The organism is Mesorhizobium sp. M0058 (assembly GCF_040323095.1).
Taxonomy (GTDB): Bacteria; Pseudomonadota; Alphaproteobacteria; order Rhizobiales; family Rhizobiaceae; genus Mesorhizobium.
This window is the reverse complement of sequence record NZ_JAMYUQ010000011.1, coordinates 56,900-80,559: the sequence shown is the minus strand read 5'-3', so window position 1 is coordinate 80,559 and position 23,660 is coordinate 56,900. Positions and strand designations below refer to the sequence as shown.

At 64.5% G+C, this 23,660-nt stretch carries 25 protein-coding genes and 1 tRNA gene; 17 read left to right on the top strand and 9 right to left on the bottom strand.

Annotation, left to right across the window (positions count from 1 at the left end; genetic code table 11):
• The first annotated feature begins 219 nt into the window (after positions 1 to 219).
• Together NKJ75_RS19970 and NKJ75_RS19965 are read left to right on the top strand one after the other, a co-directional pair.
• The gene (locus NKJ75_RS19970) at positions 220 to 951 is read left to right on the top strand and encodes an SDR family oxidoreductase (RefSeq protein ID WP_023693125.1); all 732 of its coding nucleotides are present in this window, start codon (positions 220 to 222) and stop codon (positions 949 to 951) included.
• A gap of 146 nt (positions 952 to 1,097) precedes the next feature.
• Entirely contained in the window at positions 1,098 to 1,943 is an 846-nt protein-coding gene (locus NKJ75_RS19965; RefSeq protein ID WP_023729743.1) for a fumarylacetoacetate hydrolase family protein, read from the top strand.
• Between the two features lie 81 nt (positions 1,944 to 2,024).
• Here the strand turns inward: NKJ75_RS19965 and NKJ75_RS19960 are convergent, their stop codons facing one another.
• Positions 2,025 to 3,044 (bottom strand): LLM class flavin-dependent oxidoreductase, encoded by a 1,020-nt coding sequence (locus NKJ75_RS19960; protein WP_352500078.1) that lies wholly within the window; start codon positions 3,042 to 3,044, stop codon positions 2,025 to 2,027.
• Between the two features lie 82 nt (positions 3,045 to 3,126).
• On the bottom strand, positions 3,127 to 3,324 hold the full coding sequence (locus tag NKJ75_RS19955) for a hypothetical protein (RefSeq protein ID WP_155923605.1): 198 nt from the start codon (positions 3,322 to 3,324) through the stop codon (positions 3,127 to 3,129).
• 56 nt (positions 3,325 to 3,380) lie between these two features.
• On the opposite strand from NKJ75_RS19955, the gene msuE reads away from it, so the two are divergent.
• Genes msuE through NKJ75_RS19930 form a run of 5 tightly spaced genes read left to right on the top strand, consistent with a single transcriptional unit; the run spans position 3,381 to position 8,073 of the window.
• Complete coding sequence (msuE, locus tag NKJ75_RS19950) at positions 3,381 to 3,938, top strand: FMN reductase (RefSeq protein WP_023683545.1); 558 nt, start codon at positions 3,381 to 3,383, stop codon at positions 3,936 to 3,938.
• 55 nt (positions 3,939 to 3,993) lie between these two features.
• Entirely contained in the window at positions 3,994 to 5,370 is a 1,377-nt protein-coding gene (locus tag NKJ75_RS19945) for an LLM class flavin-dependent oxidoreductase (RefSeq protein WP_023834787.1), read from the top strand.
• A 24-nt stretch (positions 5,371 to 5,394) separates the two neighbouring features.
• On the top strand, positions 5,395 to 6,243 hold the full coding sequence (locus NKJ75_RS19940; RefSeq protein WP_023711343.1) for an ABC transporter permease: 849 nt from the start codon (positions 5,395 to 5,397) through the stop codon (positions 6,241 to 6,243).
• A gap of 42 nt (positions 6,244 to 6,285) precedes the next feature.
• Positions 6,286 to 7,284 carry an ABC transporter substrate-binding protein gene (locus tag NKJ75_RS19935; protein WP_023732650.1) on the top strand — a complete coding sequence of 333 codons (999 nt, stop codon included), beginning with the start codon at positions 6,286 to 6,288 and terminating at the stop codon, positions 7,282 to 7,284.
• Positions 7,285 to 7,308: 24 nt separating this feature from the next.
• On the top strand, positions 7,309 to 8,073 hold the full coding sequence (locus tag NKJ75_RS19930; protein WP_023683542.1) for an ABC transporter ATP-binding protein: 765 nt from the start codon (positions 7,309 to 7,311) through the stop codon (positions 8,071 to 8,073).
• Between the two features lie 48 nt (positions 8,074 to 8,121).
• Here NKJ75_RS19930 and NKJ75_RS19925 read toward each other — a convergent pair whose 3' ends face one another.
• The 3 genes from NKJ75_RS19925 to NKJ75_RS19915 form a co-directional block, all read right to left on the bottom strand.
• The gene (locus NKJ75_RS19925; protein ID WP_023683541.1) at positions 8,122 to 8,511 is read right to left on the bottom strand and encodes a hypothetical protein; all 390 of its coding nucleotides are present in this window, start codon (positions 8,509 to 8,511) and stop codon (positions 8,122 to 8,124) included.
• A 102-nt stretch (positions 8,512 to 8,613) separates the two neighbouring features.
• Positions 8,614 to 8,689 (bottom strand) — tRNA-Ala (locus NKJ75_RS19920).
• A 173-nt stretch (positions 8,690 to 8,862) separates the two neighbouring features.
• A complete protein-coding gene (locus tag NKJ75_RS19915) occupies positions 8,863 to 9,255 on the bottom strand; it encodes a TIGR02300 family protein (RefSeq protein WP_023683538.1) in 393 nt (130 codons plus the stop codon).
• Between the two features lie 206 nt (positions 9,256 to 9,461).
• Here NKJ75_RS19915 and aroA point away from each other — a divergent pair, with 206 nt between their 5' ends.
• The 4 genes from aroA to NKJ75_RS19895 all read left to right on the top strand — a co-directional run bounded on the left by aroA (position 9,462) and on the right by NKJ75_RS19895 (position 14,675).
• Positions 9,462 to 10,820, top strand: a complete 1,359-nt coding sequence (gene aroA / locus NKJ75_RS19910; protein WP_023671314.1) for a 3-phosphoshikimate 1-carboxyvinyltransferase — start codon at positions 9,462 to 9,464, stop codon at positions 10,818 to 10,820.
• Positions 10,821 to 11,060: 240 nt separating this feature from the next.
• Positions 11,061 to 11,705, top strand: coding sequence for a (d)CMP kinase (cmk, locus tag NKJ75_RS19905; protein ID WP_023671315.1), 645 nt, complete (start codon positions 11,061 to 11,063; stop codon positions 11,703 to 11,705).
• Positions 11,706 to 11,909: 204 nt separating this feature from the next.
• A complete protein-coding gene (gene rpsA, locus NKJ75_RS19900; RefSeq protein WP_023671316.1) occupies positions 11,910 to 13,607 on the top strand; it encodes a 30S ribosomal protein S1 in 1,698 nt (565 codons plus the stop codon).
• A 246-nt stretch (positions 13,608 to 13,853) separates the two neighbouring features.
• A complete protein-coding gene (locus tag NKJ75_RS19895; RefSeq protein ID WP_023742298.1) occupies positions 13,854 to 14,675 on the top strand; it encodes an MOSC domain-containing protein in 822 nt (273 codons plus the stop codon).
• A gap of 136 nt (positions 14,676 to 14,811) precedes the next feature.
• On the opposite strand, the gene NKJ75_RS19890 is transcribed toward NKJ75_RS19895, so the two are convergent.
• The 4 genes from NKJ75_RS19890 to NKJ75_RS19875 form a co-directional block, all read right to left on the bottom strand.
• The gene (locus NKJ75_RS19890; protein ID WP_023742299.1) at positions 14,812 to 15,519 is read right to left on the bottom strand and encodes an SDR family NAD(P)-dependent oxidoreductase; all 708 of its coding nucleotides are present in this window, start codon (positions 15,517 to 15,519) and stop codon (positions 14,812 to 14,814) included.
• Positions 15,520 to 15,707: 188 nt separating this feature from the next.
• Positions 15,708 to 17,288, bottom strand: a complete 1,581-nt coding sequence (locus NKJ75_RS19885) for a 5-guanidino-2-oxopentanoate decarboxylase (RefSeq protein ID WP_352500077.1) — start codon at positions 17,286 to 17,288, stop codon at positions 15,708 to 15,710.
• The gene (locus tag NKJ75_RS19880; protein ID WP_023834789.1) at positions 17,285 to 17,953 is read right to left on the bottom strand and encodes a TetR family transcriptional regulator C-terminal domain-containing protein; all 669 of its coding nucleotides are present in this window, start codon (positions 17,951 to 17,953) and stop codon (positions 17,285 to 17,287) included. The genes NKJ75_RS19885 and NKJ75_RS19880 overlap by 4 nt, the downstream gene beginning before the upstream one ends.
• Positions 17,923 to 18,795 (bottom strand): dimethylarginine dimethylaminohydrolase family protein, encoded by an 873-nt coding sequence (locus NKJ75_RS19875; protein ID WP_023725952.1) that lies wholly within the window; start codon positions 18,793 to 18,795, stop codon positions 17,923 to 17,925. The genes NKJ75_RS19880 and NKJ75_RS19875 overlap by 31 nt, the downstream gene beginning before the upstream one ends.
• Between NKJ75_RS19875 and NKJ75_RS19870 the strand changes: the two genes are divergently transcribed.
• The 6 genes from NKJ75_RS19870 (at position 18,722) to NKJ75_RS19845 (ending at position 23,489) form a co-directional block, all read left to right on the top strand.
• Positions 18,722 to 18,877: a hypothetical protein gene (locus tag NKJ75_RS19870; RefSeq protein WP_196815015.1), complete on the top strand. Its 156-nt coding sequence runs from the start codon at positions 18,722 to 18,724 to the stop codon at positions 18,875 to 18,877. The two genes, NKJ75_RS19875 and NKJ75_RS19870, sit on opposite strands and share 74 nt — an antisense overlap.
• Before the next feature lie 144 nt (positions 18,878 to 19,021).
• Positions 19,022 to 19,837 carry an ABC transporter ATP-binding protein gene (locus NKJ75_RS19865; protein WP_023671322.1) on the top strand — a complete coding sequence of 272 codons (816 nt, stop codon included), beginning with the start codon at positions 19,022 to 19,024 and terminating at the stop codon, positions 19,835 to 19,837.
• A gap of 54 nt (positions 19,838 to 19,891) precedes the next feature.
• Positions 19,892 to 20,692, top strand: a complete 801-nt coding sequence (locus NKJ75_RS19860) for a transporter substrate-binding domain-containing protein (protein ID WP_023671323.1) — start codon at positions 19,892 to 19,894, stop codon at positions 20,690 to 20,692.
• A 208-nt stretch (positions 20,693 to 20,900) separates the two neighbouring features.
• Positions 20,901 to 21,566, top strand: coding sequence for an ABC transporter permease (locus tag NKJ75_RS19855; protein ID WP_032893169.1), 666 nt, complete (start codon positions 20,901 to 20,903; stop codon positions 21,564 to 21,566).
• On the top strand, positions 21,566 to 22,375 hold the full coding sequence (locus NKJ75_RS19850; protein ID WP_023745830.1) for an ABC transporter permease: 810 nt from the start codon (positions 21,566 to 21,568) through the stop codon (positions 22,373 to 22,375). The genes NKJ75_RS19855 and NKJ75_RS19850 overlap by 1 nt, the downstream gene beginning before the upstream one ends.
• 112 nt (positions 22,376 to 22,487) lie before the next feature.
• Complete coding sequence (locus NKJ75_RS19845; protein WP_023745829.1) at positions 22,488 to 23,489, top strand: Ldh family oxidoreductase; 1,002 nt, start codon at positions 22,488 to 22,490, stop codon at positions 23,487 to 23,489.
• Positions 23,490 to 23,660: the final 171 nt, after the last annotated feature.

The window sequence follows — 23,660 nt, the reverse complement described above, 5'->3', positions numbered from 1 at the left end:
GCATCAGAGCAAGCGATGTGTATTACATCGGCCGTCGCGAAGGTGATCGCGTTCGGGCTTGACGCTTGGACATGTGTTCTTTAACCAGAAAAAACATTTGTTATTTAAGGACTGATGGATTGTGCAGGCCGCATAGTCGCGCCTGTCTGGCACGGGACGCCCCAGTCAGCCGGCAGTAAATCGGGCCGAGCAGTGGCCAAAGAGGGCGAGGAGAAACGCATGGCGGATCTAGCAGGCAAGGTCGTTGTCGTCACGGCGGCGGCGCAAGGCATCGGCAGGGCGAGCGCATTGGCCTTCGCCAAGGCCGGCGCCGTCGTGCACGCCACCGACATCAACGAGGCGCTGCTGGCCGAACTCGCCAAGACCTCCGGCATCAAGACCCGCAAGCTCGACGTCCTCAACGATGATGCCGTCACGTCGGGCTTCGCCGAAATCGGCCGCGTCGACGTGCTGTTCAACTGCGCTGGCTTCGTTCATTCCGGCTCGATCCTCGAGATGAAGGATGCCGATCTCGACTTCGCCTTCAACCTCAATGTCCGCGCCATGATCCGCACCATTCGGGCGGTACTGCCCGGCATGCTGGAGCGCGGCGATGGCTCGATCATCAACATGTCGTCCGTCGCCGGCGCCGGCAAGGGCGTGCCCAACCGCTTCGCCTATGGCGTCTCCAAGGCGGCCGTGATCGGTCTCACCAAGGCGGTTGCCGCGGACTATGTCGCCAAGGGCATTCGCTGCAACGCCATCTGCCCCGGCACCGTCGAGAGCCCGTCGCTGCAGGACCGCATGCATGCGCAGGGCGATTACGAGGCGGCCCGCGCAGCCTTCATTGCCCGCCAGCCGATGGGCCGTCTCGGCACGCCCGAGGAAATCGCCGACCTTGCCGTCTACCTCGCCGGCGCCACTTACACCTCGGGGCAGGCCTATAATATCGACGGCGGCTGGTCGATCTGAGCATAGTCTCGATACGCAGGTTCCGGGTCGACCAGTCCTAAAGTCCGGCTTGCCCCAGGTCGGATCCGTTAGCCAGAGTCGGCCAGTCCTCGTCGCTTTGGCAGAGTGAGTTGAAAACGGCCTTGGGCCGCAATTTGGAGAGCAAGATGAAACTGCTGCGCTATGGCGAGATAGGGAGCGAACGCCCCGGCCTGCTCGATGCGGATGGAACGATCCGCGATCTTTCGGGTCATGTCACCGACATTGCCGGCAAGGCGCTCGATCCGGCGTCGCTCGAGACATTGTCGAAGCTCGATCCGAACTCGCTGCCGGCGGTTTCCGGCAAGCCGCGCCTCGGCGCCTGCGTCGCAGGCACGGGCAAGTTCATCTGCATCGGCCTGAATTATTCCGACCATGCCGCCGAAACCGGCGCCACCGTGCCGCCGGAGCCGATCATCTTCATGAAGGCGAGCTCGGCCATTGTCGGCCCCGACGATGATGTGCTGATCCCGCGCGGTTCGGAAAAGACCGACTGGGAGGTTGAACTCGCCGTGGTCATCGGCAGAAAAGCCAAATATGTCAGCGAGGCCGATGCGCTGGATTATGTCGCCGGCTATGCCGTTGCCCATGACGTGTCCGAGCGAGCCTTCCAGGCCGAGCGCCAGGGCCAGTGGACCAAGGGCAAGAGCTGCGACACGTTCGGTCCGACCGGGCCGTGGCTTGTCACCAAGGACGAGGTTGCCGATCCGCAGAACCTCAAAATGTGGCTGACGGTCAACGGCAAGACGATGCAGAACGGCTCGACCAGGACCATGGTCTACGGCGTCGCCTATCTCGTTTCCTATCTCAGCCAGTTCATGTCGCTGCATCCTGGCGACATCATCTCCACCGGCACCCCGCCCGGCGTCGGTCTCGGCATGAAGCCGCCGGTGTTCCTGAAGCCCGGCGATGTGGTGGAACTGGGCATCGAGGGGCTCGGCCAGCAGAAGCAGACCTTCAAGGCGGATGCCTAGCCGCCTCGTCCCTTAGAGCGTTTCACCGTTTGCCGGCGAAACGGTCTATCTCTTTGTTTGCCGGGCGGCTGGCGCCTCTTGTCAGCGCCAGCCCAGAGCCGGCGCGACGTGCTTCAGGATCGCCTCGATCACGTGGGCGTTGTACTCGACGCCGAGCTGGTTGGGGACGGTCAGAAGCAGCGTGTCGGCCTCGGCGATCGCTTCATCCTCTTTCAGCTGCTTGACCAGCACATCGGGCTCGGCGGCATAGGAGCGGCCGAAGACGGCAAGCTTCTCAGGCTCGATATAGCCGAAATGATCTTCGCTGCTGCCGCCGCCGAAATAAGCGCGGTCGCGGTCGTTCACCAGCGCAAAGATGCTGCGGCTGACCGACACGCGCGGCTCGCGTGTGTGGTCGGCCGCCTTCCACGCCGCGCGATAGGCGCGGATCTGTTCGGCCTGCTGGATGTGGAGCGGCTGGCCGCCCTCATCGAACTTCAGCGTCGAACTTTGCAGGTTCATGCCGAGCTTGCCCGCCCATTCGGCGGTGGCGTTGGTAGCGGCGCCCCACCAGATCCGGTCGCGCAGGCCGGCCGAGAACGGCTCGAGCCGCAGCATTCCCGGAGGATTGGGGAACATCGGCCGCGGATTGGGTTGCGCGAAACCTTCGCCGCGCAGCACGTCCAGGAACACCTCGGCATGGTTGCGCGCCATGTCGGCATCGCTTTTGCCGTCCTGCGGCACGTAGCCGAAGTAGCGCCAGCCGTCGATCACCTGCTCCGGCGAACCGCGGCTGATGCCAAGCTGCAGCCGGCCACCGGCGATCAGGTCGGCAGCACCCGCATCCTCGGCCATATACAGCGGATTCTCATAGCGCATGTCGATGACGGCGGTGCCGATCTCGATGCGGCTGGTGCGGGCGCCGACCGCGGCCAGAAGCGGAAATGGCGAAGCGAGCTGGCGGGCAAAATGATGGACGCGGAAATAGGCGCCGTCCGCGCCCAGCTCCTCGGCGGCGACGGCCAGGTCGATCGACTGCAGCAGCGCGTCGGAAGCCGAGCGCGTCTGCGATTGCGACGAGGGCGACCAATGGCCGAAAGAAAGAAAGCCGATCTTCTTCATGCGCGCATCCTGTTCTTTGATTCCAGTTGCCTACTTCGTCGCCCACGCGATCGGGTTCAATCGACACTCACACAACGCAGTGTCAATGCCGCCGGCCCTTGACGGTTTCGCGACGATACCCATCGGTGCGCAAAGGACCAAGGCCATGGTCCCCGGCGATGCCTTGCGCGACCGCGTCAGCATCTGCCGCGGCGCTTTTGGGGCCAAATGAACCAACCAAAGGCGATGTACCGCAAACTCCATTCGCTTCAGAGCCCGGTTTTGAAATCTTCTCGCTCATTTAATTCTACAAAATCGGTAGGCTTAATGCGGACAGTTTGCGAGAAGGAGCCTCGGATGTCAAAAAAGCTGGTGGTGGGGTTGTCCGGCAACCTGACCCGTCCGTCCAAGACGAAGGCATTCGTCAGCCACATCGCCGGTGAGGTGGCGAGCCGGGCCGGCTCGGCTTTGAGCGTTTTCGACATCGAGGATCTCGGCCCGTCCTTTGCGCCTGCAAGACAGCTTGGCGATCTCGATCCGGCGGCGCGCGGTATTATCGAGCAGCTGCTCGGCGCCGACGTGCTGGTGGTCGGCTCCCCGACCTTCAAGGGCAGCTACACCGGGCTGTTCAAGCACTTCTTCGACCTGCTCGACCCGTCGTCGCTGCGCGGCAAGCCGATCATCCTGGCGGCAACAGGCGGCGGCGAGCGTCATTCGCTAGTCGTCGAACACCAGTTGCGGCCGTTGTTCGGCTTCTTCGAGGCGCAGACCCTGCCGACCGCGATCTACGCCTCGGACAAGGACTTTGCAGATGGCGTGCTGGTGTCAGAGGCAGTCAAGGCGCGAGCCCGGCAGGCGGTCGCCGAAGCATGCCGGGTGGCCGGCGTGCCCTACAGCGTCGTCCTTGCCGCCTGAAACCACGATCCGCGACGCAATATTCCATCCCGCATAGACCAGAAGGACGCCTGCAATGACTCGAGCCAGCAAGTCCGATAGCAGGCCGCGGCAGATCAAGCTCGGCGCTTTCCTGCCCGGCGGCGGGCAGCATATCGCCGCCTGGCGTCATCCCGATGCGCCGGCCGACGGCGCCACCAATTTCGAGTTCCACAAGCAACTGGCGCTGACCGCCGAGCGCGGCCTGTTCGACGCCTATTTCCTGGCCGACAACCTGACCGTCGGCCTCGGCGCCCGCGAGGGCGGCAACGCCAAGATCGCCGGCTTCGAGCCGGTGACGCTGTTTGCGGCGCTGGCGCCGCTGACGACGCATCTCGGCTTCATCGCAACGGCGTCCACCACTTATGAGGAGCCTTACACGCTGGCGCGCAAATTCGCTTCGCTCGACCTGTTGTCGAACGGCCGCGCCGGCTGGAACGTGGTGACCTCGGCCGGCGACGAAACGGCACGCAATTTCAACCGCGACGTCCAGCCCAGCCATGCCGAGCGCTATGCCAGGGCGCATGAGCATGTCGAGACGGTCAAGGCGCTGTGGGACAGCTGGGAGGATGACGCCTTCATCCGCGACAAGCAGTCGGGCCGTTTCTACGACAAGGACAGATTGCACGACATCGACCACAAGGGCGAGCATTTCAACGTCAAGGGTCCGCTCAACGTGCCGCGCCCGGTGCAAGGACATCCGGTTGTCGTACAAGCGGGGCAGTCGGAAGACGGCCGTGGGCTTGCCGCGCACTCGGCCGAGGTCATCTTCACCGCCCATCAGAAGCTCGAGACGGCGCAGGAATTCTACCGCGACATCAAGGCGCGCGTGGCTGAAGTCGGCCGCGATCCCGACCAGGTGCTGATCATGCCGGGCGTCGCGCCCTTCGTCGGCCGCACCGAGGACGAGGCCCGTGCCAAATACCAACAGCTTAACGACCTTATCCTGCCCGAGGACGGTGTCGCCCTGCTCAACGGGCTGGCCGGCCAGACGCTCGACATCAGGGGCTATCCGCTCGACGGCCCGTTGCCGCCGAGCAAGGAAACCGAAGGCATGAAAAGCCGCCAGGCGCTGATCCGGCAGATTGCCGACGAGCACAATTTCAGCATCCGCCAGCTTTACCAATGGGTAGCGACGGCGCGCGGCCACTACACCATCGTCGGCAGCGTCACGCAGGTCGCCGATCAGCTGGAGGAATGGTTCACCAGCGAGGCGGCCGACGGCTTCAACATCCTGCCGCCCTGGCTGCCCGGCGCGCTCGACGATTTCGTCGACCTGGTCATTCCCGAGCTGCAGCGGCGCGGCCTGTTCCGCACGGCTTACGAAGGCCGCACGCTGCGCGAGAATCTCGGCCTCAGGCGCCCGGAAAATCCATGGACCGTCGCCCGCTCGACCGTCCTTGCCGCCGAATGACCTTGGCATCGAAGGGGTGAAGCAATGACGCTGCAGCACATCGATCGGCAGATCACGGTTCGCCGCAGTGGTGGCGAAACTGGGCTCGGCACCGACTTCCTGAACCTCGGCAGCAAGGCGGCTGTTCGCTTCCTGAAGCGCTACGGCGTGCTTGCCGGCTTCCTGGCGCTCTGGCAGGTGGCGAGCAGCGTCGGCTGGGTCAACGCGGCGGTGCTGCCGCCGATCGACATGATCGTCGTCGCACTCTGGAAGGGGCTTGCCGGCGGCAGCCTGCTCGGCGACATCGCCATCAGCCTGCAACGCGCCGGCATCGCCTTTGCGGCGGCTGTAGCCGTTGCCATTCCGCTCGGCCTGTTCATGGGCCAGGTGCGCCCGGTCGAAACCGCGCTCGATCCGATCCTGCAGGTGTTCCGGCAGACCTCTGCACTGGCGCTCTACCCGGTGTTCATCCTGCTCTTGGGACTTGGCGAGACCTCGAAGATCTTCGTCATCTTCTGGGCGACGCTGTTTCCGCTGCTGCTCAATACCACCAGCGGCGTCAAGGAAGTCGATCCCAAGCTGCTTGAAATGGCGCGCGTCTATGGTGCGAGCCGGCTCACCGTGTTTCGCCGCGTCGTACTGCCGGGCGCCGTGCCGTCGATCTTCGTCGGCTTGCGGCTGAGCGCCACCACCGCGCTGCTGCTGCTGATCGCGTCCGAGATGATCGGTGCCAACAAGGGCATCGGCTTCCAGGTGATGAACGCGCAGTACAATTTCCAGATCCCGCTGATGTTTGCGGCAATCGTCATCCTCGCCGGGCTTGGCCTGATCGCCAACCAGGCATTGGTCACCCTGCAGCGGCGGCTCTGTCGCTGGAGCAATCCTGTCAACTGAGCAGTCCGCCCCTCACCGTTTACCTCCAGGAAGGACCCGATCATGAAAATCACCCGCCGTTCGCTGCTTGCCGGCGCGCCGCTTGCCGCCGGCCTCATCGCCGCCGGCCTGCCGCGCATGGCCTTTGCGCAAGCCGCAGCCGTCAAGTTCCGCTACCTCGCCAGCCGTGGCAGCATCTCCCCGCACGAGCTGGCCGACGAGCTTGGCTACTTCAAAGGGCTCGGCGTCGAGCTGGAGAATGTCGGCTATTCCTCGGGTGGACCGGAATCGCTGTTTGCGCTGTCTTCCGGCAGCGTCGACATCGGCTCGGCCGCCACCGCGGCGGTGATCAACTCAATCTCGGGCGGCAACGACTTCGTCGCGGCGTATCCGAGCAACGGCATCAACAAGGATGTGAAGAGCGTCTTCTACGTGCTGGAAGACAGCCCGATCAAATCGATCGCCGACATTGCCGGCAAGACCATCTCGGTCAACACGCTCGGCGCTCATCTCGACTATACGGTGCGTGAGGCCCTGCACAGCGTCGGCCTGCCGCCGACCGCCGCCAACCTCATTGTCGTGCCCGGCCCGCAGCTTGAGCAGACGCTGCGCTCGCGCCAGGTCGACATTGCCGGCCTCGGCTACTGGCAGGCGACCTTTGCCGGCGCGCTGGTCGCCAATGGCGGCGTGCGCGGCGTGTTCGACGACACGCAGGTGCTCGGCGAGCTCGCCGGCGGCTTCGTCGTACTCAGGCGCGACTTCATTGCCGCCAACCCGGATGCGGCGCGCAACTTCGTCGAACAGTCGGCGCGCGCCTCGGACTGGTCGCGCCAGAACCCGGACGAAGCCCGCAAGGTGCTGGCCACTATCCTCGACAAGCGCGGTGAAAACGGCGATCTCGCCCGCTACTGGACCGGCTTTGGTCTGCGCGAAGGTGCGCAGGCGACCGACCGCGACATCGACTTCTGGGTCGCCGTGCTGGAGCGCGACGGCCGTCTGGCCAAGGGCAAGCTGAAAGCCGCCGACATTCTGTACCGGCCCGGCGAAACCAAGATCAACTGAGCTCTGAAATAGCTGAGAGATGAGATGACCGGTTCCAACCGCGGCGGGGAGGTCTCGATCCGCGACCTGTCCAAATCCTTCAGCCTCGGCGGGCGCCAGCTTGCCGTGCTGCGGACGCTCAACCTCGACATTCGTTCGGGGGAATGCCTGGTCATTGTCGGCGCCAGCGGCTCCGGCAAGACCACGCTGCTGCGTATTCTGGCCGGGCTGGAGGCGGCCGACAGCGGCGGTGTCGCGATCGACGGCCAGCCGGTGCATGGCGTCGGCGCCGAGCGTGCCGTGATCTTCCAGGAGCCGCGGCTGCTGCCGTGGCTGAGCGTGCTCGGCAATGTCGCGTTCGGCCTCGAAGTGCGCGGTGTTCCCAAGAGGCAGGCCGAGGAACGCGCCCGCTTCTACGTCGCCCTGGTCGGCCTTGCCGAATTCGCCGATGCTTTTCCGAGCCAGCTTTCCGGCGGCATGGCGCAGCGCGTCGGCATCGCCCGGGCGCTCACCGTGCAGCCCGAGATCCTTCTGCTCGACGAGCCGCTGGGGGCGCTGGACGCCATGACCAAGATCGGCATGCAGGAGGAACTGGCGCGCATCTGGAGCGAGGAGAACGTCACCATGGTGATGGTCACCCACGATCTGGAGGAGGCGATCTATCTTGCCGACCGGGTGCTGATCCTGCCCAAGGAGAAAGGCGGCGCGGCGCGGTTGATCGACATCGACCTGCCACGCCCGCGCGAGCGCAGCGAGAGCCGCTTCGTGCGCTATCGCGAAGAACTGCTGCGCGAATTCGGCCTGCACTGATCGGGGAAGGGGCCAGCCGTGGCTCCCCCGGAAGATTAGCTCTCGCAATTATTGCTTGGTGAACGTGCCCGTATAGGTTCGGTCGGCAAGCCCATAGGTGACGGCCAGCGTTCCGTCCGCCTGAATGACCGCGCTGACGTCCGCGCCATTGGGAAGGCGCCGCAGTTTCAACGTGTTGCCGAAAATCTTGCCTTCGCCGTCGGCCACGCCCGGTTTGTTGTCGGCGACATCGCCCCAGGCATAGGTGGCGGTGACATTGCCGCCGCGCGTAATCGTCAGCACGGCGAGCTTGCCGTCATACATCCCGTCCAGCTGTCCGCCCCATATGCCGGAAAACGCGACATACTTGGCCGGGACGCCTTCGCCGGGCGGCATAACCCGCACGGATGGATCGAGGACCGCCGCACCATCAGGAGCAGAGATCGCGGCAGGCGCCATGGGCTGAGGTGCGGGCGTTGGCGGCGGCGATGATGGTTCAGGCGCCGACTGGCAGGCGACAAGCACGAATGCCGCGAAACCGAGCGTCGGAAAAAGACTGTTTGGTGGAGCCAATCGGGATCGAACCGACGACCTCTTGAATGCCATTCAAGCGCTCTCCCAACTGAGCTATGGCCCCACTCCGGCAGTCAGCCGTCGCCGTTGCCGGCGAGAGGTCCGGCGCGGGTTTCAGGACCGCGCCGTTTAGTGCAGGCGGCTTCTAACCCCGCCTTCCCTGAAGATCAAGCCTTCGAGGGCCGCTTTTTCGTCATAGCCCGTCAACGCCGCTAAATGCATGCGTTCGAAGCGTTCCTAGACTTCGTCGTCGTCGTCGCCGACGCCGATCATGTCGGCGACGTCGTCGTCTTCTTCCTCTTCGTCGGCAAGGAAAGTATCGTCCTCATCGTCGCCTAGATCGACATCGTCCTCGTCGTCGCCCAGGTCGGGAAGCTCGTCGCCGGCCTTGACGTCTTCGTCGGCCTCTTCAAGCGAGACGACTTCAACGCCTTCTTCTTCCTCGGCGTCCACTTCCTTCTCGGCCACTTCCTCTTCCTCTTCGAGGGCGGCGATCTTGCCGTCCTCGAAATAGGAACGCGGATACGTCTTGCCCGTATAGGGCGAGACGATAGGGTCCTTGTTCAGGTCGTAGAATTTTCGGCCCGTTTCAGGGTCGACACGCTTTGTGCCAAGTTCGTTTTTTGCCACGTCAAGCCTCGTCAGTAAAAGAGTGGTCCCCTTAACCACAGTTTACCGCGCTGTCAAAGCGAAAAGCCGGCGTCACAAAACCAAGCACTGAAAGGCCTCGCGCCAAGCGACGACCATGGGGATGACCATTCGTGCCCGCCGTGATACGAGACCGCCGCAACAAATGAAAAGCGCCGGCGCGCCGGCATTCCGTCCAGGGAAATTCCATGTCTCACGCCGCCGCTGCCAAGCCGGCCACCGCCCGCAAATCATCCGCCCTTTCCGGCACCGCTCGCGTGCCGGGCGACAAGTCGATTTCGCACCGTTCCATGATGTTCGGCGGCCTTGCCTCCGGCGAAACCCGCGTCACCGGCCTGCTCGAAGGCGAGGATGTGATGCGCACGGCGGCCGCCATGAAGGCGATGGGCGCGCATATCGAGAAGCGCGGCGCCGAGTGGGTGATCCGCGGCACCGGCAATGGCGCGCTGCTGCAGCCGGAAGGCCCGCTCGATTTCGGCAATGCCGGTACCGGCTCCCGCCTCACAATGGGCCTCGTCGGCACTTACGACATGGAAACGACCTTCATCGGCGACGCATCGCTGTCGGGACGGCCGATGGGCCGCGTGCTCGAACCCTTGCGCCAGATGGGCGTGCAGGTGCTGAAGGCGACGCCGGGCGACCGCATGCCGATCACGCTGCATGGGCCGAAACACGCCGCACCCATTACCTACCGCGTGCCGATGGCCTCGGCGCAGGTGAAGTCGGCCGTGCTGCTGGCAGGCCTCAACACGCCCGGCATCACCACCGTGATCGAACCGGTGATGACGCGCGATCATACCGAAAAGATGCTTAGGGGATTTGGCGCCAATCTCTCGGTCGAGACCGACGAGCGCGGCGTGCGCCACATCTTCATCGAGGGCCAGGGCAAATTGACGGGGCAGACCATCGCCGTGCCCGGCGACCCCTCCTCGGCCGGCTTCCCGCTGGTCGCGGCACTGATCGTGCCGGGTTCGGACATCGTCATCGAGAACGTGCTGATGAACCCCACCCGCACCGGCCTGCTTCTAACGTTGCAGGAAATGGGCGGCCAGATCGACATCTTGAACCCGCGCAATGCCGGCGGCGAGGATGTTGCCGATCTGCGCGTGCGCTACTCCGAGCTCAAGGGCGTCACCGTGCCGCCCGAGCGGGCCCCGTCGATGATCGACGAATATCCGGTGCTGGCGGTTGCCGCAAGCTTCGCCGAGGGCGAGACGTTGATGCAGGGGCTGGAAGAGCTGCGGGTGAAGGAATCCGACCGACTGGCAGCGGTTGCCAATGGGCTGAAGCTCAACGGCGTCGACTGCGCCGAAGGCGAAGCTTCGCTCGCGGTGCGCGGAAAGCCCGGCGGCAAGGGGCTGGGCGGCCATCCCAATGGCCAGGACACGACGGTGCAGACGCATCTCGACCATCGTATCGCCATGAGCTTCCTGGTAATGGGGCTGGCAACGGAAAAGCCGGTGACCATCGACGACGCCGCCATGATCGCGACGAGTTTCCCGGAGTTCATGGGTCTGATGACGGGGCTCGGTGCGGAGATCGGGTAGGTTGATGCCAAGCGCAAAGCAAGCAGAGATGTCGGCGGGACAGCGCCCCCCTCTGTCCTGCCGGACATCTCCCCCTCAAGGGGGGAGATCGGCCGTCACAGCGGCTTTCGCCAGTTTTCGAAATTGCAGGAAAGAGTGGGGCGCAGAAGCTTCTGATCTCCCCTCTGGAGGGGGAGATGTCCGGCAGGACAGAGGGGGGCGCGAAGGATCGCGGCGTCTGTCTTTCGTGTTGGCCCGCCAATGACCTTCACCATCGCCATCGACGGTCCCGCCGGCGCCGGCAAAGGCACGCTGGCCCGACGGCTGGCCGACCACTACCGCCTCAACCTGCTCGACACCGGCCTCACCTACCGCGCCGTCGCCTATGCGTTGATCCGGCACGCGCTGCCACTCGACAATGTCTCAGCAGCCGAAACCGCCGCACGCCAGGTCGATCTGGCAAAGCTCGACCGTGCGGTGCTGTCGGCGCATGCGGTTGGCGAGGCGGCCTCGAAGGTCGCGATTTACCCTACCGTCCGGCGCATCCTGGTCGAAAAGCAGCGCGATTTCGCCAGGACACCGCCAGGCGCGGTGCTCGACGGGCGCGACATCGGCACGGTTGTGTGCCCTGACGCCGACATAAAGCTCTATGTGACGGCGAGCGCCGAAGTGCGGGCGCAGCGCCGGCTGGCCGAGATCGAAAGCATCGGCGGCACCGCCGATTTCGCCGAAATTCTTGCCGATATTGTGCGCCGCGACGAGCGCGACATGGGCCGCGCCGACTCGCCGCTGAAGCCGGCGGCGGACGCGCACTTGCTTGATACCTCCGAAATGGCTATAGAGGCCGCGTTTCTGGCGGCCAAAGCGATCATCGACGACGCCCTGGCCAAGAGAGACAAAGCCTGATCCAGGGTTTTCCCGCTCCACCGATTGCCGGAAGCGAAGAAAATACCCATATCGGGCACGAACCAGCCTGCCAGCATTCTTCATGCGCCGGAATTGCCGCTTAGGCGGCCCAGGGCTTTTGTAGCCCGGAACGCCGGCAGGCCAACGCAACGCTAACCCACGGCGCCCGTCCCGCTTCAGATGCGGGGCACTCCAGGAGAAAATATGTCAGCTGCAAATCCCACTCGCGACGATTTCGCGAGCCTGCTCGAAGAATCATTTACCACCGGTCACTCCGGCGAAGGTCAGGTCGTCAAGGGCACGATCCTGGCGATCGAAAAAGACATGGCCATCATCGATGTCGGCCTCAAGGTCGAAGGCCGCGTGCCGCTGAAGGAATTCGGCGTCAAGGGCAAGGACTCGACGCTCAAGGTCGGCGACACGGTCGAGGTCATGGTCGAGCGCATCGAAAACGCGCTGGGCGAAGCCGTCCTGTCGCGCGACAAGGCCCGCCGCGAAGAGAGCTGGGTCAAGCTCGAAGAGAAGTTCACCAAGGGTGAGCGCGTCGAAGGCGTCATCTTCAACCAGGTCAAGGGCGGCTTCACCGTCGACCTCGACGGCGCCGTGGCCTTCCTGCCGCGCAGCCAGGTCGATATCCGCCCGATCCGCGATGTCTCTCCGCTGATGCACAACCCGCAGCCCTTCGAGATCCTCAAGATGGATCGCCGCCGCGGCAACATCGTGGTGTCGCGCCGCACCGTGCTCGAGGAAAGCCGCGCCGAACAGCGTTCGGAAATCGTGCAGAACCTCGAAGAAGGCCAGGTTGTCGAAGGCGTCGTCAAGAACATCACCGATTACGGTGCGTTCGTCGACCTCGGCGGCATCGATGGCCTGCTGCATGTCACCGACATGGCATGGCGCCGCGTCAACCACCCGACCGAGATCCTCAACATCGGTCAGACGGTCAAGGTGCAGATCATCCGCATCAACCAGGAAACCCACCGCATCTCGCTCGGCATGAAGCAGCTCGAGAGCGATCCGTGGTCCGAGATCGGCACCAAGTTCCCGATCGGCAAGAAGATCAAGGGTACCGTCACCAACATCACCGACTACGGCGCGTTCGTCGAGCTGGAGCCGGGCATCGAAGGCCTCATCCACGTTTCGGAAATGTCGTGGACCAAGAAGAACGTGCACCCCGGCAAGATCCTGTCGACGACGCAGGAAGTCGACGTGGTCGTGCTCGAGGTCGATCCGGCCAAGCGCCGCATCTCGCTCGGCCTCAAGCAGACGCTCGAGAATCCGTGGCAGGCTTTTGCCGCGAGCCATCCGGTCGGCAGCCAGGTCGAGGGCGAGGTCAAGAACAAGACCGAGTTCGGCCTGTTCATCGGCCTTGAAGGCGACGTGGACGGCATGGTGCACCTCTCGGACCTCGACTGGACCCGTCCGGGCGAGCAGGTCATCGAAGAGTACAATCGCGGCGACATGGTCAAGGCGCAGGTGCTCGACGTCGACATCGACAAGGAGCGCATCTCGCTCGGCATCAAGCAGCTGGCCAAGGATACGGTCGGCGAAGCGGCGACTTCAGGCGAACTGCGCAAGAACGCGGTCGTCACCTGCGAAGTCACCGGCATCAAGGATGGCGGCCTGGAAGTGCGGCTGGTCGACAGCGGCATAGAGACCTTCATCAAGCGCAACGACCTCAGCCGTGACCGTGACGAGCAGCGCCCCGAGCGCTTCTCGGTCGGCCAGAAGCTGGACGCCCGCGTCATCGCCTTCGACAAGAAGACCCGCAAGCTGCAGGTCTCGATCAAGGCGCTGGAAATCGCCGAAGAGAAGGAAGCCGTCGCACAGTACGGCTCTACCGACTCCGGCGCTTCGCTGGGCGACATCCTTGGCGCCGCGCTGAAGAAGCAGGGCAGCTAAGCCGCTTTGCGCGCAGCGCGTAAGCCGCTTCGCGCAAGCGTAAGCCTCGGCTGCGCCTCGCGCGCAGCCTGAACAAGAAAACCCGCGGGCCGCAAGGCTCGCGGGTTTTCATGCTCGGCTGCGCGATTGGCACTAGACTAAGACTGTGCAACCCCTTCAATTCCACACGCGCGGTTGTAGGCTCGGCCGTCGTTGCAGACGTAAACACGGAAGTCCGGCCCTTCGGGCAACGGAGAAGCATGCGCGATGAAGGTCGTCGAACTCTATCGCTATCCGGTCAAGAGCCTGCGCGGCCATGCCGTGCCGAGCGCCGACATCGAGACAATGGGCATGGAAGGCGACCGCCGCTGGATGGTCGTCGACAAGGATGGGCAGTTCCTCACCATTCGCCAGATACCTGATATGACGACGATCGACGTCGAGCATCGCGGAACGGGCATCCTGTTGAAACATGACAGGCATGGCTCGCACTTCGTCGAGGCTCCGGCTCCCGGCACCGCGCTCCGGCAAGTCAAGATCTGGAAGGATATGGCTGCCGCGCGGCCGGGCGATCCGGCCGCCGGCGCCTATCTCTCGGCTATTCTTGGCCGGCCTGTCGATCTCGTCTATTTCGACGATCCGCAAAACCGGCCGGTCGATGCGGAATTCGGCCAGCCCGGCGATTTCGTCGGCTTTGCCGACGGTTTTCCGCTGCTGATCGCCACGACAGGCTCGCTGAACCATCTGAACAGCCATCTTGCCAGGCCCATCGAGATGGCGCGGTTCCGGCCAAACATCGTCGTCGACGCAGAAGGCGCATGGCCTGAAGACAGCTGGAAGACGATCCGCATCGGCACGGTGGAGTTGCGGATCGCAAAGCCCTGCTCGCGCTGCGTCATCACCACCCGAGATCCGTTGAGCGGCGAGCAGCCGGACCCGCGCGAGCCGTTGCAGACGCTTGGCAAACTCCACTGCTCCGCCAAGGGCGGCATCATCTTCGGCCAGAATGCGATTCCCAACAACGCCGGCGCGATCGCCATCGGCGACGCAGTCGAGGTCGTGGAAGCGGGCGTCTCGAACCTGACGTAGTCGCAGGCCTTCTAATGCCGTGGAGGCGTCGGCGGACGCCATGATTGAATGGCCAACCTCCGCTGTAGACTCAGGCGAGGTCGGCAAAGGCCGCCATCGGAAGCCAAACCAAATGAGTCGCCTGCGCGGCGGAACTTCAGGCGCGGCCGTAAAGTGGCGCCAGCGTTCCGCTCATTGCCAGATTGGCCGGTGATGCCAGATAGGCGATTGCCTCGGCGGCGGCTTCGAGGCTGACCCATTTGCCGAAATCGGCATCCGGCATGTCGGCGCGGTTGGCCGGCGTATCGAGCGTCGAGGGCGCCACCGCGTTGACCAGTATGCCTTTGTGCTTCAGCTCTTCCGCCATCGCCACGGTCATCGCCGCCACTGCCGCTTTGCTCGCGGTATAGGCGACCATGCCGGCGCCTCGGCGCGGGTCGAGCCCGGCGCGTGCCGTGACATTGACGATGCGGCCCGCTGTGTTCGAGCCCAACATGGAGCGCACTGCCGCGCGGCAGCACAGAAAGGCGGTGCGGGCGTTGGTGTCCATCATTTCGGCAAAGGATGCGGATTCGATTTTCTCGACGGGGGCCATGGCAAAGCCGCCGGCCAGATGGATGGAGGCCCACAATTCGGGAACGCTGTCATAGAAGGCATCGACCTTGGCAGGATCGGCGAGATCGACATTGTGCGCCAGCCGGACGCGATCATGGGCCGCGAAGGGGAAATGCGTGGGGGCCGACGCGTGGGCATTGGGCACATGGCAGATCGCGCCGTCCGCCAGCAATTTGCCGACGACCGCGGCACCCAGCGCCCCGGTGCCACCGGTCACCACGATATGCTTGCCCTGAACTGTTTCCGTCATCCTGGACGCTCCTGTCGTTTCTTATGATTATGTCGCTTGTCGTGCCGACCCGACGCAGAGCGTCGCGCCTTTTGCACGATCACTCAACCGACATCTCGACATGGCAGTTGTTGCGTCTTTGCATCGCTCGAAGCCGCCGACCGCCCCTTCCGACCCCCGCGCATGGACGTACGGCGCGCGGCCAGGCGTCAGTCGATGGTGATTTCGATGACGTGAGGCATGCCCGTTGCGCGTGCGCGTTTGAGCGCATCGGCGAGACCGGCAGTACCGGCAAGCCGTTCGGCTGATATGCCGTAGGCATCGGCCAGCTTGCAGAAATCCGGCGGCGCCGGGGACACGCCGACCGGCTCGACGCCGACATCGAGCATCGACGTTTCGATCTCGCGATAGCCTCTGTTGTTCCAGACGACGAAGATGACCGGTGCGGGTGCATCGAGCGCCGCGCCCAGCTCCGGCAAGGTGAACTGAAAGCCGCCGTCGCCGGTGAGGCAAACCACCGGCACGCCGGGCGTGGCGAGCGCTGCGCCGATCGCCGCCGGCGGCCCGTAGCCGAGCGCGCCGAAACCGGTGGCGGCGTTGAACCAGCCGCCTGGCCGGTCATGGTCGTAATAGAGATTGGCGGCGTAGATCGGCTGCGTGGAATCGCCGACGATGATGGCGCCCGGCAGTGCGTCGCGGATGGTTTCCACCGCACGCACCTGCGCGGCATAGGCCGGGCTGAGCTCGGCAAAGGCCGCCTTCCTCGACGCGGCTGCGCGGCTCTCGCCGTCCTTCGCTGCGGCATGATCAGGGTGGAGCGCGCCTAGCAGTGCACCAAGCGCCTCCGCGCAATCGGCCTGGATGCCGACGCTCACCGGGCGGCGGGCGAGCTGGTCGGCGCCGATATCGATGCGGATCAGATTGGCGGGCAGCACGAAGCCGCCGTCGCTGTAACCGTCATAGTCGGTCGGGCCGAATTCGGTGCCGGCGGCGATGACCAGATCGGCGTCTGCCATCAGCGCACGCACCGCCTTCAGGCTGGGGCTGGCCGGCACGCAAAGCGGATGCGCGTGCAGCAGACCGCGCGCATTGGCGGTCTGGACGACAGGTGCGCCGAGCCGCTCGGCCAGGCGCTGCAGTGGCTGTTCGGCGCGCTTGGCGCCGCCACCGGCAAGGATCAGCGGCCGGCGCGCGGCTGCGATCAGTTTGGCTGCCTCGGCAATGGCTGCGCCATCCGGCGCCGGCGGCGCTGCATTGGTGAGCGAAGCAGCGATGCCGTTGGCCGGTTTGACCATGACGTCGGTCGGGATCTCGATATGGACGGGGCCCGGCCGCGACGACGAAAACAGCGCGAAGGCCCGCGCCAAAGCGCCAGGCAATTCGCTGGCCTCGGTGACACGCTGCGAAAACAGCGCCACCTTCTCCATCATGCCGCGCTGGTCCGGCAGTTCGTGCAGGAAGCCCAGCCCCTTTCCCAGCGTCGGCATCGCGTTGACGCCCGAAATCACCAGCATCGGCACCGAATCGGCGCGCGCCTGGCCCATTGCGGTGATGGTGTTGGTCAGCCCCGGTCCGGTGATGACAAAGGCAACGCCCGGCCGGCCGCTGGCACGGGCATAGCCGTCGGCCATGAAGCCGGCGCCCTGTTCGTGACGCGGCGTGACATGGCGTATCTTTGAACGCGCCAGCCCGCGGTAAAGCTCGACAGTGTGGACGCCAGGAATGCCGAAAACGGTGTCGACGCCATGCGCTTCGAGCAGCGTGATCAGCGCTTCGCCGATGGTGGTCATGGCTTCTCTCCCTTTTGCGGTGCGAGGCCGAGCTCGGCCTCTATGGCTTTGACGCCGATCGCCGCCAATTCGCCAGGCGAGAACATCTCTGCGGCCATACAGCCTTCGATCCAGAGCCCGTCGATGATCGCGTTGATGGCAATGGCATGGCGGCGCAGTTCATTTGCGTTTGGCCTGCGCTGCTCGGCGCCGAGCACTTCAGCAACGACTGCTTCCACCTCGTTGCGAAAGCCAAGATAGCCTTCGCGGTGGGCGCGAGCCAGGCTCGGATCCGCGCCGGCGCGGCCGATGAAGGTTGCCCAGAGCGAAAACACGCGTGCATCGATGATCGGGGCGTTGAGGTTGGCGGTAACGAAGGCCGCAAGGCGCTGGCGCGGCGCGGCGTCTTCCATGAGCAATGCTGCCTTCGCCTGCTCGGTCATACGGCCCATCACCGCCGCGTACGCTTCCTGCAGCAAGTCTTCCTTGCCGGGGAAATAGTGCCGGATCAGCCCCGCGGTGACGCCGGCGCGCAGTGCGATGGTGCGCAGGCTGGCGCCCTCCAGCCCATGTTCGGCCACGCTGTCCAGGGTCGCGTCGATCAAATCCTGCCGCCGCCGCTCCTCGCCCTCGCGGCGGAACTTGCGGCGCTCATTCATTGCCGCAGGATGGGCCGCGTCAGGCATGTCGGCCCACCTTCGCAGGCGATGCAGAGGGCATCCGCCTCGAAGATTTGAACCGTGCAGCCGGCGGCTTCCATCGCGGCCTTGGTCTTGGGAAAGCCGGCGACGGCAATGACCTTGTGCGGGCTGGTCGGCAGCACGTTCAGGCTGAGGCCGTTGGACGCGGCAAACTCTTCGGCGTCGCCTTCCACCAGCCGGATGCCGCGCGCCTTCAGCAACTGATAGAACGGCGCCGGCAAAAGCGGTGAATAGACCAGGGCCAGGTCGTCGGCCAGCGGGCTGATCACCGACATCAGATGCAGGCACGCCTCCTCGCCCTGCCACAGCGGCAGATCGAAGCCGTAGACGGAAATGCCGAGCGGCGTCAGCAGGTTGGAAACCTGCTGTATGCCTTCCTGGTTGGAGCGCACCCCGCGCCCGATCACCAGCGTGCTGGCATCCAGCCATACGCAATCGCCGCCTTCGACCTGGCCGGGAGCCTGGACGCGGCCGAGGATGGGAATACCCAGGCGTGTGTAGGTTTCCTCATGCAGCGATGGCTCCCGGGCGCGCAATGGCTTGCCCATGGACAGGATCAGCGCGCCGCGGTCGGTCATCAGCGACGGGTCGTGGGTGAATACGGAATCCGACAGCCCGTCGGCCTTGTCATCGATCCATTCGATTTCGGCGCCGGACGCCGTCACCAGCTCAGCGAGAGCCGCGTGCTGCGCCGCCGCTTTCGCCGGGTCGAAACCCGGGCCATAGTGCCAGGTAGCCCGGTCGGCACCGCGCATGGCATTGGCCGCCGACCGCATCAGCACGCGCCGCAACGGCGCCGCCATGGATTGTGATCCGAAAGCGCTCATCAGTGCCCTTTTCAATGCCGTGTTCAAGGTGAAAAAAATGGAAAAATTTTCATCGGAGGCTATTTATACACTTGCACAATAAGGCCGCAAGTGCCGTAATGAGCGGGATTGACGGGCTCGCGCTGTTGGGTCCATGCTGAAGTCTGGAGTGGGCATTACAGCGTATGTTGATTAGCCGGATAGACGTTCGACGATCTGCCGTGGACCCTGTGGCAGAGGTTCCCCGGTGAGCGCGGCGGGAACCGCCGCAGTCCAATCCGGCAAGGCGCAGGACGGCGCCGCCGAAGCCATCCATGTCGAGAACCTGCACAAGAAATTCGGCCATCTGCATGTGCTGAAAGGCGTTTCGCTGTCGGCGCGCGACGGCGAGGTGATCGCCATTATCGGCGGCTCGGGTTCCGGCAAGTCGACGCTGCTGCGCTGCATCAACTGCCTGGAAAACCCGACCAGCGGCATCATCCGCGTCAATGGCGAGGAGATCAAACTCAAGGCCGACAGCCACGGCCACACCGTGCCCGCCGACCGCCGGCAGATCGAACGCATCCGCGCCAAGCTCGGCATGGTGTTCCAGAACTTCAACCTGTGGAGCCACATGACGCTGATCGAGAACGTCATCGAGGTTCCGGTGCATGTGCTGGGCGTCAGGCGCGACGTGGCGATCAGGGAAGCCGAAAAGCTTTTGGCGCGCGTCGGCCTGGCCGAAAAGCGCGACGTCTATCCGGCCTATCTCTCGGGCGGCCAGCAGCAGCGCGCGGCGATCGCCCGCGCCCTGGCCATCAACCCGCGCGTCATGCTGTTCGACGAGCCGACCTCGGCGCTCGACCCGGAGCTGGTCGGCGAGGTGCTGAAGGTGATCGGCGACCTGGCGCGCGAGGGCCGCACCATGGTGCTGGTCACGCATGAAATGAAATTCGCCCGCGAGGTCGCGACCCATGTCGTCTACCTCTGCAACGGGCTGGTCGAGGAAGAGGGGCCGCCGGAGCAGATATTCGGCGCACCGAAATCCGAAAGGCTGAAGCAGTTCATCCGCAACATCGGCTAGGACAAGCCGGGACGGAAGAAAACCGGGAACCAACAACAAACTGGGAGTCGTGACATGAAGACTGTTCTGAAAACATTCGCCGCAGCGCTGCTGCTCGGCGTTGCCGCCATGGGCGTGGCCAAGGCCGATCCGGTCAAGATCGGTGTCGCCGCCGAGCCCTATCCGCCCTTCACCTCGCCGGACGCTTCCGGCAAATGGGTTGGCTGGGAAATCGAGTTCATCGACGCCGTCTGCGCCGAGGAGAAGCTCGACTGCGTCATCACGCCTGTCGCCTGGGACGGCATCATCCCGGCGCTGACGACCAAGAAGATCGACGTCATCGCCAGTTCGATGTCGATCACCGCCGAACGCGAGAAGACCATCGACTTCTCGGATAAGTACTACAACACGCCGACCGCCATCATCGGCCCGAAGGACCAGAAATTCGGCGCCACGCCGGACGATCTCAAGGGCAAAGTGCTCGGCGTGCAGGTGTCGACCACCCATTCGGCCTATGCCAAGAAGCATTTCGGCCCCACGGCCGCCGAGATCAAGGAATACCAGACCCAGGACGAAGCCAACAACGATCTGGCCGCAGGCCGCCTCGACGCCGTCCAGGCGGATTCGATCGCGCTCGACGCATTCCTGAAGTCGGACCAGGGCAAGGCCTGCTGCGATCTGAAGGGCATGGTGGCTCCGGACGATGAAGTGCTCGGACCGGGCGTGGGCGCCGGCGTGCGCAAGGAAGACACCGACCTTAAGGCCAAGATCAACGCCGGCATCAAGGCGATCCGCTCGAACGGCAAATATGACGAGATATCGAAGAAATACTTCGATTTCGACATTTACGGTGGTGGCGGCGCGCAGTCGAACTGACGATCCTCGCATGAGCTGAGGGGCACGGCGCCAACGCCATGCCCCTCCTGCCCGACCTTTCCCAGACATGCTGCCACCGACGCTGCCGTCGGCGGTGGTTGAAGCCAGCAATCCGGGGGCGACGCTGATCGACGCACTTCTTTCGGCCTCGGCGGCCGGCATCATAGAACTTCTCTCGCCCAATCCGCCGGGCTGGGGCGGCACGCTGTTGCTTGGGCTGCTCCATTCGATCGAGATCGCGCTCGGCGCCACGGTCCTTGGTCTCCTGATCGGCACCGGTGGCGCCTTTGGCAAACTTTACGGCGGGCCGGTCGTACGCGACTTGCTGGCGGTTTACACCACCATCGTGCGCGCCGTGCCCGAACTGGTGCTGATCCTGCTGCTCTATTATGCCGGAACAGACCTGATTAACCAGGCGCTGACGGCAATGGGCTACCAGCGCGTCGACGTCAGCGGCCTTGCGGCAGGCATCGCCGTGCTCGGCTTTGTCCAGGGCGCCTATTCGACCGAAGTGATCCGTGGCGCCATCCTGGCCATACCGCAGGGCCAGATCGAAGCCGCTCGCGCCTATGGCATGTCACCCGGGCTCATGCTGCGGCGCATCACCTTGCCGGCGATGCTGCCCTTCGCCATACCCGGGCTCGCCAATCTGTGGCTGATCGCCACCAAGGATACGGCCCTTCTGGCAGTCGTCGGCTTTTACGAACTGGCGCTGGCGACGCGGCAGGCGGCGGGCGTCACCAAAGCCTATTTCACCTTCTTTTTCGCCGCGGGCGTGCTCTATCTCATCTTGTCGCTGGTCTCCAACCTGCTCATCGGCCGCCTCGAGGCCTGGTCGCGGCGCGGTATGCCGTCGCTCAAGGATGCGCGCTGATGGCCGGAGAAGCGATCATCATCAATGTTGCCGCGCGGACGTCGCTGTGGCTGCAGCCGCATCGCATCGTGCTGATCCTGATCGCGATCGGGCTGGTGCTGAGCGCCGCCTTCTTCATGCGCTGGGACTGGCTGCCGCAATATTATGAAATGGGGCTTCTCGGCATCTGGCGGTCGCTGTGGATCCTGGCCGTCACCTGCTTTCTCGGCTTCCTGCTCGCCGTGCCGCTCGGGCTCGCGCAGGCCGCCGGCTTTTTCTGGTTTTCCGCGCCCGCCAGGACATTCTGCACCGTCATCAGGGGCACGCCGCTGCTGATCCAGCTATGGCTGCTCTATTACGGGCTGGGCTCGCTGTTTCCGCAATTTCCCTGGATCCGCGAATCCTGGATGTGGCCGTATCTGAGGCAAGCCTGGCCTTATGGAGTGCTGGCGCTGACCTTGTCCTTCGCCGGCTATGAGGGCGAAGTGATGCGCGGCGCCTTTGCCGGCGTGCCGAAGGGGCAGTTAGAGGCGGCCCGCGCTTTCGGCATGAGCCGCTGGAAGATTTTCCGCCGCATCTGGCTGCCGCAGGCCATCTACCGGGCGCTGCCGACGCTGACCGGCGAAACCGTGCTGCAGCTGAAGTCGACGCCGCTGGTGGCGACGATCAGCGTCATCGACATCTTCGCAGTCTCGTCCAAGGTCCGGCAGGACACCTACCTCACCTACGAACCCTTGCTGCTTTTGGCGCTGATCTACATGATCATCACCGGCATACTGGTGTTTGCATTCAGCAAGATCGAGGCGCGCATACCGAACAAGGTGGGCTAGGGAATAGTGAGTAGGCAGTAGTGAGTAGTCAGCATATGACCGGGAAACCGCTTGCTTTCGCTACTCCCTACTGACTACTCCCTAATCACTCACCACCAATCGGGTCCGCACCATGCAACTCTCTCTCGACCAGGCAACAGGGCTGTGCCGGATGGCGGCGCTCGGCGCCGGCGCCAATGAGGAGGCGGCGAAGTCGCTCACCGCCTCGATCATTGCCGCCGAGGCGGAAGGGCTTTCGACCGTCGGGCTGACCCATTTCATCGATTACCTCGAAGCGCTGGAAGCCGGCCGCATCGACGGCAATGCCGATCCCGTGATCACCAGGCCGGCGCTCGCCGTCTATCAATCCGATGCGCGTGGCGGCCTCGCCCATACCGGCTTCGACCGCACCATCGACGACCTCGCCAAGGCGGCAAAGCTGTTCGGCGTCGCCATCTTCTCGCAGAAGAACGCTTATACCTGCGGCGCACTAGGCTATTTCACTGGGCGTCTGGCGCAGCTGGGATTGGTCTCCTTCGCCGCCACCAACGGGCCGGCGGTGCTGGCAGGCTCGGGCTCGGTCAAGCCGGTCTATTGCACCAACCCGATGTCGTTTGCGGCACCCGCCGCCGATGGCGCGCCGCTGGTCATCGACCAGTCGTCGAGCGCCACCGCCTTCGTCAACATCCGCAAGGCGGCCGAGGACGGCAAGAAGATCCCCGAAGGCTGGGCGCTGGACGCCAGCGGCAATCCGACCACCGATCCGGCCGCGGCCATGAAGGGCGCCATGCTGGCCTTCGGCGGCCAGCGTGGCGCCAACATCGCGCTGATGGTCGAAGTCCTGGCTGCCGGCCTGTCGGGCGCCAACTGGTCGCTCGACGCGCCGTGGTTCTCCGGCGGACCGGACAGCCCCGGAACCGGCCTGTTCGTGCTCGCTGTCGAGCCCAAGCTGCTCGACCCGGATTTCGAGCAGCGCATGAAGGACCAGCTCGACCGGCTGCGCCGGCGCTTTGGCGTGCACGTGCCGGGCCGGGCGCGGGCCGAAGCGGCCGAGAAGGCGCAGGCGCGCGGCATCAATGCCTCCAAAGCCGTAGTGCAGCGCATTTCCGAATTCGCCGAGCGCTATTCGGGCTGAAGCAGTCCTGCGACAACGAATTTTTACGCGACCTGGCTGAACCTTTCTACCGATCGCAACGACCAATAGCTGCCGGGTCGGGTTTGCCCGGTCGGTGTCTTCTGTCGGATGCGTTTAGGGCCCGGGCGGGCGTATGCCGTCTCAGGTTATCCGCCGCGTTGCGCTCTGTCC

What these genes read in the sequence shown, in the direction of transcription:
- rpsA (WP_023671316.1), top strand. Translation starts at nt 11,910, where the DNA reads ATGTCAGCTGCAAATCCCACTCGCGACGATTTCGCGAGCCTGCTCGAA.
- NKJ75_RS19930 (WP_023683542.1), top strand. Translation starts at nt 7,309, where the DNA reads ATGACCGGTTCCAACCGCGGCGGGGAGGTCTCGATCCGCGACCTGTCC.
- NKJ75_RS19850 (WP_023745830.1), top strand. Translation starts at nt 21,566, where the DNA reads ATGGCCGGAGAAGCGATCATCATCAATGTTGCCGCGCGGACGTCGCTG.
- NKJ75_RS19960 (WP_352500078.1), bottom strand. Translation starts at nt 3,044, where the DNA reads ATGAAGAAGATCGGCTTTCTTTCTTTCGGCCATTGGTCGCCCTCGTCG.
- NKJ75_RS19885 (WP_352500077.1), bottom strand. Translation starts at nt 17,288, where the DNA reads ATGACCACCATCGGCGAAGCGCTGATCACGCTGCTCGAAGCGCATGGC.
- aroA (WP_023671314.1), top strand. Translation starts at nt 9,462, where the DNA reads ATGTCTCACGCCGCCGCTGCCAAGCCGGCCACCGCCCGCAAATCATCC.
- NKJ75_RS19955 (WP_155923605.1), bottom strand. Translation starts at nt 3,324, where the DNA reads ATGAGCGAGAAGATTTCAAAACCGGGCTCTGAAGCGAATGGAGTTTGC.
- NKJ75_RS19870 (WP_196815015.1), top strand. Translation starts at nt 18,722, where the DNA reads ATGGCATTGGCCGCCGACCGCATCAGCACGCGCCGCAACGGCGCCGCC.
- msuE (WP_023683545.1), top strand. Translation starts at nt 3,381, where the DNA reads ATGTCAAAAAAGCTGGTGGTGGGGTTGTCCGGCAACCTGACCCGTCCG.
- NKJ75_RS19925 (WP_023683541.1), bottom strand. Translation starts at nt 8,511, where the DNA reads ATGGCGCCTGCCGCGATCTCTGCTCCTGATGGTGCGGCGGTCCTCGAT.
- NKJ75_RS19860 (WP_023671323.1), top strand. Translation starts at nt 19,892, where the DNA reads ATGAAGACTGTTCTGAAAACATTCGCCGCAGCGCTGCTGCTCGGCGTT.
- NKJ75_RS19940 (WP_023711343.1), top strand. Translation starts at nt 5,395, where the DNA reads ATGACGCTGCAGCACATCGATCGGCAGATCACGGTTCGCCGCAGTGGT.
- NKJ75_RS19895 (WP_023742298.1), top strand. Translation starts at nt 13,854, where the DNA reads ATGAAGGTCGTCGAACTCTATCGCTATCCGGTCAAGAGCCTGCGCGGC.
- NKJ75_RS19935 (WP_023732650.1), top strand. Translation starts at nt 6,286, where the DNA reads ATGAAAATCACCCGCCGTTCGCTGCTTGCCGGCGCGCCGCTTGCCGCC.
- NKJ75_RS19880 (WP_023834789.1), bottom strand. Translation starts at nt 17,953, where the DNA reads ATGCCTGACGCGGCCCATCCTGCGGCAATGAATGAGCGCCGCAAGTTC.
- cmk (WP_023671315.1), top strand. Translation starts at nt 11,061, where the DNA reads ATGACCTTCACCATCGCCATCGACGGTCCCGCCGGCGCCGGCAAAGGC.
- NKJ75_RS19845 (WP_023745829.1), top strand. Translation starts at nt 22,488, where the DNA reads ATGCAACTCTCTCTCGACCAGGCAACAGGGCTGTGCCGGATGGCGGCG.
- NKJ75_RS19875 (WP_023725952.1), bottom strand. Translation starts at nt 18,795, where the DNA reads ATGAGCGCTTTCGGATCACAATCCATGGCGGCGCCGTTGCGGCGCGTG.
- NKJ75_RS19965 (WP_023729743.1), top strand. Translation starts at nt 1,098, where the DNA reads ATGAAACTGCTGCGCTATGGCGAGATAGGGAGCGAACGCCCCGGCCTG.
- NKJ75_RS19890 (WP_023742299.1), bottom strand. Translation starts at nt 15,519, where the DNA reads ATGACGGAAACAGTTCAGGGCAAGCATATCGTGGTGACCGGTGGCACC.
- NKJ75_RS19945 (WP_023834787.1), top strand. Translation starts at nt 3,994, where the DNA reads ATGACTCGAGCCAGCAAGTCCGATAGCAGGCCGCGGCAGATCAAGCTC.
- NKJ75_RS19970 (WP_023693125.1), top strand. Translation starts at nt 220, where the DNA reads ATGGCGGATCTAGCAGGCAAGGTCGTTGTCGTCACGGCGGCGGCGCAA.